An 8,876-nucleotide genomic window follows, 5' to 3' on the forward strand; every position below is an offset into this window, starting at 1 on the left:
GCTGGGTTTAGTGAATTTCATGTATGATAAACTTCATAATCTTTTAATAGGAAGGTAATTTGTTGTTTATCAATTATAAATCTTACATTTAGTTAGAATTTAATTTTATTTATCAATACATTTCGTGATAGAATATTTTAAAAAGATAACGCTTTATGTTATTATATATAGAATGGAGGTATCTGAAATGACTTTTGCTAGCCGCCTAAAACAGTTAAGAAAAGAAAATGGATATACACAGGTGACACTTGCAACAGCACTTGGCTTATCTAAAGGTACCGTTGCTATGTGGGAAACTGGTAAACGTACACCTGATTATGAAGTTGTAAATCAGTTGGCTGATATATTTGACCGAAGAATTGATTATATACTCGGTTATTCTGACGATGCTACATCACCAAAGTTGTTAGAAGAAGTAGAACAATCTGGTGAATGGGAAACTCAAAGTGAACTTATTGATATATTTAGACAGTATATAAGATTAGATGCATACGGGAAAATGAATGTAAATGCTCTTATAAATAGAGAAACTACACGCTGCCAAGATCAAAATACTGAAGAAAGTGCATCTGGAATAATAATTGGAACAAAAGCTTTGAAAGGAGTTGATTTATGATTCCAGAAAAATATGGAGTAGTGTATACACCTCATGCACTCTCTGATTTTGTCGCTAATCTACTTTTTGAATTAACATCAAACGATAACTCTATTTATTCGATAAAATGTGCTATTGACCCAGCCTGTGGAGAAGGAAGATTGCTTCAGGATTTAAAAGTTTATTTTAAAGACAAGACCAATTATATCGGTATAGATGTAGACAAGGATGTCGTACCAACTTTTCCTGAAGATATCCATTTTATTCATAACGATGCAATCCTTCCAAAAGGGGCATGTGGGACAACAATTGATTACTGGCAGAAAATTTTAGAAAAAATTCAACTAGTTATAGCTAATCCTCCATGGAGCTCTGAGAAGATTTACAGTAAAGCAGACTTGGAGGCTGGTGGTTTTAACTTAATTAAAGGTCAATTTGACAGCTATGTTCTTTTTTTAGAATTGGCATATTCTATTCTTCAAGAAAATGGATATTTTGCATTTATTCTTCCCGATTCTTTGTTTGAGGCTCAAAATGAATCTTTACGTCGTTTTTTGGCTTCAAAAATGCAAATCAAGGTGATAGCTCGATTAGGAGAAAAACTCTTTGAAAATGTGAATCGTGCAACAACTGTTATTATTTGTAAAAAAACACCTCCTACCCCAGATAGTAAAACAACATGTTTTAGACTATCCACTGATGAACGAAAAAAAATCTTATCAGGTAACAAGAAACTAATAGCTTCCTATCAAGAGGGAAAACATACTGTTCTTCAGAGACGTTTTATTACAAACGAAGCATGTAATTTTGATATTGATACGCGCGAAGAAGATGAGTCCCTTCTGAAGAAAATTAAAGAAATCGGGATTGATATAAGCAATAAATTTCGATTTGGCAGAGGTGTTGAAATCTCCAAAACAGGAGCCATTACAATATGTCCGCTATGTAGTAACGCTCAAGGCTATAGTAAAAAACAATTAGCCGAGTCAATGAAGAAATGTTCGTTCTGTAAAGAGGAAATAGCAATAAATTCTAATACTATTGAAAAAATTATTCTAAAGAGTGATAATAATGATACATCTCCTATTATTGTTGGAGAAGATGTACACAGATATTCATGCCAAACAAATAGTTTTATTGTAAACAATATCAAAGGAATCAACTATAAAGATACTTCTCTATTTAGTTCGCCAAAACTTCTCATAAGAAAGACAGGCCTCGGTATTTATGCTTCCATTGATTATACAGATAGTAAAACTAGTCAAACAGTCTACATCCTAAAATTTTTAGATAAAAATTGTCATGAACCGTTAGAGTATTATTTAGCTTTGCTTAATTCTAGGGTGGTTTACTACTATTATCTTAAAACTTATGGTGAAAATGAGTGGAAATCACATCCGTATTTAACAAAGAAAATTATTTTTTCATTACCAATAGCTGAGTACAAAGGGGATGAACTTGATAAAGAAATCGTTGAGTTAGCGAGTAAGTTGCTTGTTTCAAAAAAATATTGCCATGAAACAGATCTTACTCTTGAAAGACTAATATTTATTAAGTATGGATTAAATTCAGATGAAATTCAAACAATTCTAACAGAGATTAATTCTTTGCCAGATTTAGGAGCTGTGAATAACATGAAGATTAAGGATGTGAACTATGTATAGATATATAGGGAATAAAACCAAATTGTTGCCACATATTATTAAACATACTAAAGAACTTATTGGAGAACATGGCACAGTTGTCGATTTGATGGCTGGGACTGGTTCCGTAGCTTTAGAGTTTCGAAAACAAGGTTATGCTGTAATTGCAGCAGATGTAATGACGTATTCTATGCATCATTTAAATACACACTTAAAATTATCTTCAGCTCCGTCTTTTGATGGTCTTAAAGCCAAATTGAATATAAAAGAAACAACTACTGATGCTTATTTAGATGTATTAGATTACTTAAATAATTTACCTGCGATTAAAAGTTTTTTTTACAATGAGTTTTCACCAGATGGAATTCCATCAAACGGTGGCGAACCTAGAAAATATTTCACTTCTCAGAATGCAGGAAAAATAGATGCTATCAGAGAAGAAATTAATGAATGGATTGATGAAGGACTACTAACTAATTTAGAAGAATCATTACTAAAGCATACATTAATTCTCGCAACCAATGATGTTGCAAATATTTCTGGAACATATGGTTATTTTCTATCTTCTTTTAGGAAGAATGCGCTAACTGAATTACAATTAAAACCCATTTCATTTCTTGAAGAGAATTGTTTCGGACATTCCATTTTACAAGGTTTTGCAGAAGAACTTGCTAGTAGTATAACAGCAGATTTGTGCTATATTGACCCACCATATATGAAAAGACAATATGCTGCAAATTATCATATCTTAGAAACAATTGCCAGGGGGGATTTCCCAGATGCAATAGGAAAAAGTGGGTTAAGAGATTGGTGGGATCAACATTCTAAACTTTGCACTAAAACAAGAGGTTTAGAGTCGTTTGAAACGATTTTTAGAGAAATGAATTGTAACAAGTTCTTAATTAGTTATAGTGAAGATGGCTTGTTTAGTATAGAACAGTNAAAAGAATGTTTTTCTCAGTTTGGTACAGTATCAGTTCATGAAATTGATTATAATCGTTTTAAGAGCAACAGTAGCACACTACCTCAAAAAATTACAGAATACTTAATATACGTGGAAAGGTAGCAATTACATGGAAACAATAGATAGAATTTTTTATAAAAAGATCAATCCGTCTGATTTCAAAAAATTATACGATCTCGATAGACCTGCAAATGGAGGGGGTCAAACTTATATTGATGCAACTGGTGTTTCAAACGAAGAGATGGTGGATTTTTTATCAATAGCAGAAAAAGCTGATAGTCCTTCTAACTCTAAATTCACATATACGATTAAAGCTTATACTTTAGGCATCCAAGGGAATCAAGCTAACCAAAGAACGGACGGAAATTTAGAGTTTGCACCAAGAAACGGGCGACCAAATTATAAAATTAGTCGTCAAACTTTGAGACACAAGCATCCTGCGTGGTCTCCTGGAAACAGATTCCCTGAACCAAACACCGACCCCATAACAGGTGCATATACTTCTGCTGGTAATTTTGTTGGGATAATTGATAATCTGGTTATTTTAATAATAAGAACAACCTATTGTCGCTATTATGCTTCATTTATTAATACTCCAACTATGCCAGCTGGATGGCCAACAGGTATTGGTTTAGAGTCTTTATTTAGCGGGGCCCGAAAAGGAATTATAAATTTTGACAGGTATAGAGTTGGAGTTGAGTTTATAAACAATGCTTTGAATCCGTTTGGTACAGTTGTAAAAATTCCATTGGAATACAATACAGGATTTATTCCCCAGAACAAAGCTAACTATAATCACATTGTTTTTGGTGCACCAGGTACTGGTAAAAGCTATTCACTCAATAAGGATAAGGATTTAATGTCAATTTTAGACTCTGATTTTGAACGAGTAACATTTCATGCTGATTATTCATATGCTCAGTTTGTTGGAACGTATAAGCCAGTAACAGAGTCTACAGGTGATATCTCATATAAATTTGTTCCAGGTCCATTTATGCGAATTTTAAAAAAAGCATATGCGAATATTATTGACGCTTATGATATAACATCTGGTCGAATCGACACAACAAAAATTAAACCTTATTTACTTCTAATCGAAGAAATTAATAGAGCGCATACAGCAGCAGTCTTTGGTGAAGTATTTCAGTTGCTTGATAGAAATGATGATGGTGTAAGTGAGTATGAAATACAGCCGAGCGAAGAAATAAAAGAATATCTTTGCAAAAATCTTGGCGGAATTCCTGACGACTACGCTTCCATAAAACTTCCAAACAATATGTATATTTGGTCAACTATGAACAGTGCTGACCAAGGTGTATTTCCTATGGATACAGCATTTAAAAGACGTTGGGATTTCAAATATATAGGGGTTGATGAAGAAGAATTTTATGTAGAAGAAAATTCTAATAGTGGCCAAAAAACAGCAAGAGAAAACCAAGGTGGTGAATTTACAATTGCTGGTGAAATTGTTGAATGGAATGTGTTGAGAAGAGCAATAAATGCTAAGCTGTCTAATGCAATATTGAGAGTCCATGAAGATAAACTAATGGGCCCATTTTTCCTAAAAACAATGGACAGAGACGGAAATGTGATACTAAATGACGATGAATTTATAAATCTTTTCTGTAATAAGGTGTTAATGTATCTCTTTGAAGATGCTGCAAAAACAAAACGTGCTCAACTTTTTTCAGGATGTCAAGATACAGATAAACTTAATCGCTATTCTTATATTTGCAAAGAGTTCAAAGATAATGGCGTTGCCATTTTTGGAACTGATTTTTTGACAAGGGAATATAGTGAACAACTTTTAGAAAGAGACCAGGCAAAACAAGATGCCGAATCATAAAACCAGGAGAAGATGCTATGTCAATTACTTCTGCGTACGTTAGAGAAGATTGGTACTATTCGGTCAAGGATTTACAAGATATATTTTCTTTTAACGCTGAAAGATATCGAACTAGAGAGAATGCTGACAAATATCTTAAACAATATATAAAAGAATTGCTTAGTCGTAATATTCTTAAAGAAAAAAGAAATAATGATATCTCCGATTCTACAGCTGATATAGAATTCAGCAATTATACTGATGATACACTCCTTTCTAACTCAATAAGTTACAAATTTAATTTTGTAGGTATTTTGATAATCCAAAATATTGTTACCTATGTTTATCCTAAATATCTTGGTGAAAGTAATGCTCCACTAGACGATGAACCTGTAACTGAGATGCAACAGGTTATGAGAGTAATTGAAAAGTATAGTAGAGAAAAAGCTCAGCAAGAGATTTACAACATTGATCTATTTGCAGATATAGATCACAAAGGAAGGATTAACACCTTATCTGTGATGTTATATTTATTAGAAGACTATGCTACAAATGGAGATTATGATGAACCATTAGAAATTCTTGAAATTAATGGGAACGGTGAAATCTATTGGCAAAAAACTATTGATGAAACCTATCCTTTGATTTCAAACAATAGACCTTATTATGTTGAAATCTATACTCGGAAAAAGGTTTCAAATGACGCATCATACATAAAGAGACTCCATGCATACGTTATCAGTCAATGTTCATACGAGATGTCAAAAGCAGGACTTAGCTCGTTTTATAACCTTCCAATAGTAGAAATTTCTGAAGAAGAACAAGATGCATTCGGAGACAATGATTATATAATTAGTCGTATTGATTCAGAACTTAGTGAAATATTTGATGAGCGAAAAATACAAGTGTTAAGGGCAATTCGCTTGTATTTCTTGAGTCAGAGAATCCTTACAGGTGATACTGAAATACAAATAATGGGGACACGCTCTTTTAACCTTATTTGGGAAGAAGTATGTGCTAAAGTATTTCGAAGTCAGAAAGGTGACACAAAGACAAGGCATCCAAATATTTATGAGATTGAACCTTTTATTAATTATAAGAAAATCAATAAAAGGTTTGAACATGAGCCTCCAATTCTTGTAGAATTAATACAACAACCGATCTGGAAGAGATATAGAAAAGGCAGTAAAGGAATACCAAAAAGAACTTTTAATCCTGATTATATTCGATTTGAAAAACTAAAGAAGACTTCAAGTTATGCTTTTTATATTCTTGATGCTAAATACTATTGTCCTGTATGGAATGATACAAATATTCAAGGACAACCAGGAATTGAAGATATCGCAAAACAATATCTTTATTATTTATCCTATCAAGAAATTTTGGCTAAATATAATGTCAAGGAAGTTAAAAATTATTTTTTAATGCCTAAAAGAGCAAGTGATTCTGAAATTCCTGGTTTTGTAAAGTTGGATATGTTAAAACAGCTTGGTCTCGGAGTTATTGAAGTAAGAATGCTTTCACCAGATGTTCTCTATGACAATTATTTGAAAGATAAACATATAAATCTCTCAGAATTACAATAAAAAACGCTGATATAAGAACGGCAACTATTTTCTGCGTTTATCAAATATTTAACAAAAAATGAGGCAAGACAGTAACTATTCTTAGGTTACTGCCTTATTTTTTACACATATTATACTAAAGTGAAAAAATAAACATAGCACTCCAATAGAGAAAATTCTTTGTAGCTCTGTTTTAACCAATACAAAAATAAAGAGCTAAAATAACAATAAAAATTTACTTAGAAGCTTGAAGGCTTATCTACAAAATATTGAATCTGTAAATCACTTAGATAATATTTAGCAAGAGGAGATTGAAAATCTACCTTTTTCTTCAAAGAGGTTATTTCATTACAAATGCCCTACTTGTCATGTTGGTTGGAAAGATGTAGCAAACACTTCTAAATTAATCAATAAACACAATCAAGAGCTTGTTCATGTCGGATGTAATGAGAAAACACACTTTGTACCTTATACTAAAGCATACCCTACCTAATATTCGTAAAATTTATCTTCCAGGGAAGCAAAACGATGTAGAGTTTAATGATTTGAAGTTAAATGACAATGTTACAATCCCTAGAAATTGGAAATGTGACAAATGTGACCATATCTTTAAGTTGTCTATTGATCAGCTAATTTCAAGAATCAAAAGAGATGGTATCTATTGTACTAACTGTAAAGCAACATTTGATACCGTAATTAAAGTGAAAGCCAACCCCCTATTACATACAGATAGAAATCTTTTTAAGCAATTTATTCCAACTCTTGTGAAAAGTAATATGATTGATAGCTTATCCGACATCTTAGTAAGATGGCAGTGTTTTAACTGTCATGGTCAATATGAATGTAGTGTTGTTAAAAGGCATCTTGAAGGTTGCCCTTATTGTGATGATAAGTTGATGTTAAAAGGGTATAATACTTTACAAGAAACTCATCCTTATTTAGAGAAATTTTGGGATAAAAGTAATGATAAATCTATTTCTGAATACTGGTATAAGTCTTCTGAATGTATAAATTGGAAATGTCCTTGTTGCCATGTCGGTTTTCATTGCAGTCCTATTGAAATGATTTCAAGAACCGACTTAGAAAATAGTAATTTTGAAACATGTCCTAACAACTGTGATTGGGATACACTTGTTTTTAACAATGATATACTCTATAATTCCCCAAAATTACAGGAAGAATGGAGTAATAAAAATGGATTGCTTGTTCATTTGCATTGAGTCACATTGAAACAAAAAAATATTGGTGGAATTGCTCCGTTTGTAGAGGCGAATACTTGTGTTCAATTCCAATTAGAAGAGAAGTGCCTAATACTTGTCCATATTGCAATAACGAACAAGCATTAAAAGGCTATAATACAATTTCAGATATTTATCCTGAATTATGTGATTATTGGAGTAGCAAGAACTTAGTAAAAACTGATGAGATGACGAGATCGGTGGAAGCTGAGAATAAAATATTTACTTGGATTTGTGATTGTTGCAATTTAGAATTTCAGGAAAGATTAGGGATTGTTTTAGAGGCATTTACAAAAAATAATTCTAATAGACTTAACTCTATATGCCCTTACTGCAATAAAAAACTCCCTAAACCAAATGAAACAGTAAACTATGTTAAGCCGTACTTAGTCAATGAATGGTTGAAAGAACTTAACGGAGATATTAACACTTTCTTTTATGATTCAAATACATTAGTTGATTGGATTTGTCAAAAATGTCACAGGAATTTTAAAGCGAAAATTTCTGAACGCTACGAAAACGACCAATGTTGTCCGTATTGTTCATTTAAAAAGACTTCAAAGGGTTATAACGATCTAGAAACAACACATCCTTGGTTAATTAAAGAATGGTCTACATTAAATAAACAAGAAATGTCTTCAGTAAGGGCTAATTCAACATATACCGCATGGTGGAAATGTCCTGTATGCACTGGAGAATATCAGCAAGTCATTAAAGAAAAATTTTACAGAGATAATTCTTGTCCATATTGTAGAAATCAAAAAGTTTTAAAAGGATTTAACGACTTGGCAACAACTCAACAAAGTCTAATGAATGAGTGGGATTATGTAAATAACCTTCTAATCGCAAGTCCAACTAATCGCAAGTCCAACTGAAATCACAGAGTTGAGTAATATGTCTGTATGGTGGATATGTCAAGAAAACCCAGATCATCGTTATAAAATTCAAGTTAAAGAAAGAATGGCATACAGAAAACGAAATAAAAAGGCCTGTTCAATTTGCAAAGGTTACAGAAGAAAGCAAGAACATTTTATACAGTTTAAAAA

General features: G+C 32.2%; 8 protein-coding genes. All 8 read left to right on the plus strand.

Annotation, left to right across the window (positions count from 1 at the left end; genetic code table 11):
• The first annotated feature begins 187 nt into the window (after positions 1-187).
• Positions 188-616 (plus strand): helix-turn-helix domain-containing protein, encoded by a 429-nt coding sequence (locus D8877_RS12055; protein WP_125341513.1) that lies wholly within the window; start codon positions 188-190, stop codon positions 614-616.
• Positions 613-2,259 (plus strand): N-6 DNA methylase family protein, encoded by a 1,647-nt coding sequence (locus D8877_RS12060; RefSeq protein ID WP_125341514.1) that lies wholly within the window; start codon positions 613-615, stop codon positions 2,257-2,259. Before D8877_RS12055 ends, D8877_RS12060 begins: the two co-directional genes overlap by 4 nt.
• Entirely contained in the window at positions 2,252-3,304 is a 1,053-nt protein-coding gene (locus D8877_RS12065; protein ID WP_125353437.1) for a DNA adenine methylase, read from the plus strand. The genes D8877_RS12060 and D8877_RS12065 overlap by 8 nt, the downstream gene beginning before the upstream one ends.
• 7 nt (positions 3,305-3,311) lie before the next feature.
• Positions 3,312-5,048: an AAA family ATPase gene (locus D8877_RS12070; RefSeq protein WP_125341516.1), complete on the plus strand. Its 1,737-nt coding sequence runs from the start codon at positions 3,312-3,314 to the stop codon at positions 5,046-5,048.
• A 17-nt stretch (positions 5,049-5,065) separates the two neighbouring features.
• The gene (locus D8877_RS12075; protein ID WP_125341517.1) at positions 5,066-6,613 is read left to right on the plus strand and encodes an LlaJI family restriction endonuclease; all 1,548 of its coding nucleotides are present in this window, start codon (positions 5,066-5,068) and stop codon (positions 6,611-6,613) included.
• A gap of 413 nt (positions 6,614-7,026) precedes the next feature.
• Entirely contained in the window at positions 7,027-7,812 is a 786-nt protein-coding gene (locus tag D8877_RS12480; RefSeq protein WP_260468729.1) for a zinc-ribbon domain-containing protein, read from the plus strand.
• A gap of 83 nt (positions 7,813-7,895) precedes the next feature.
• Positions 7,896-8,705, plus strand: a complete 810-nt coding sequence (locus D8877_RS12085) for a zinc-ribbon domain-containing protein (protein WP_260468730.1) — start codon at positions 7,896-7,898, stop codon at positions 8,703-8,705.
• 19 nt (positions 8,706-8,724) lie between these two features.
• Positions 8,725-8,876: zinc-ribbon domain-containing protein (locus tag D8877_RS12090; RefSeq protein WP_446677725.1), on the plus strand; the 152-nt coding region annotated here is incomplete at its 3' end.

The organism is Streptococcus sanguinis (genome assembly GCF_003943735.1).
Lineage (GTDB): Bacteria > Bacillota > Bacilli > Lactobacillales > Streptococcaceae > Streptococcus > Streptococcus sanguinis_E.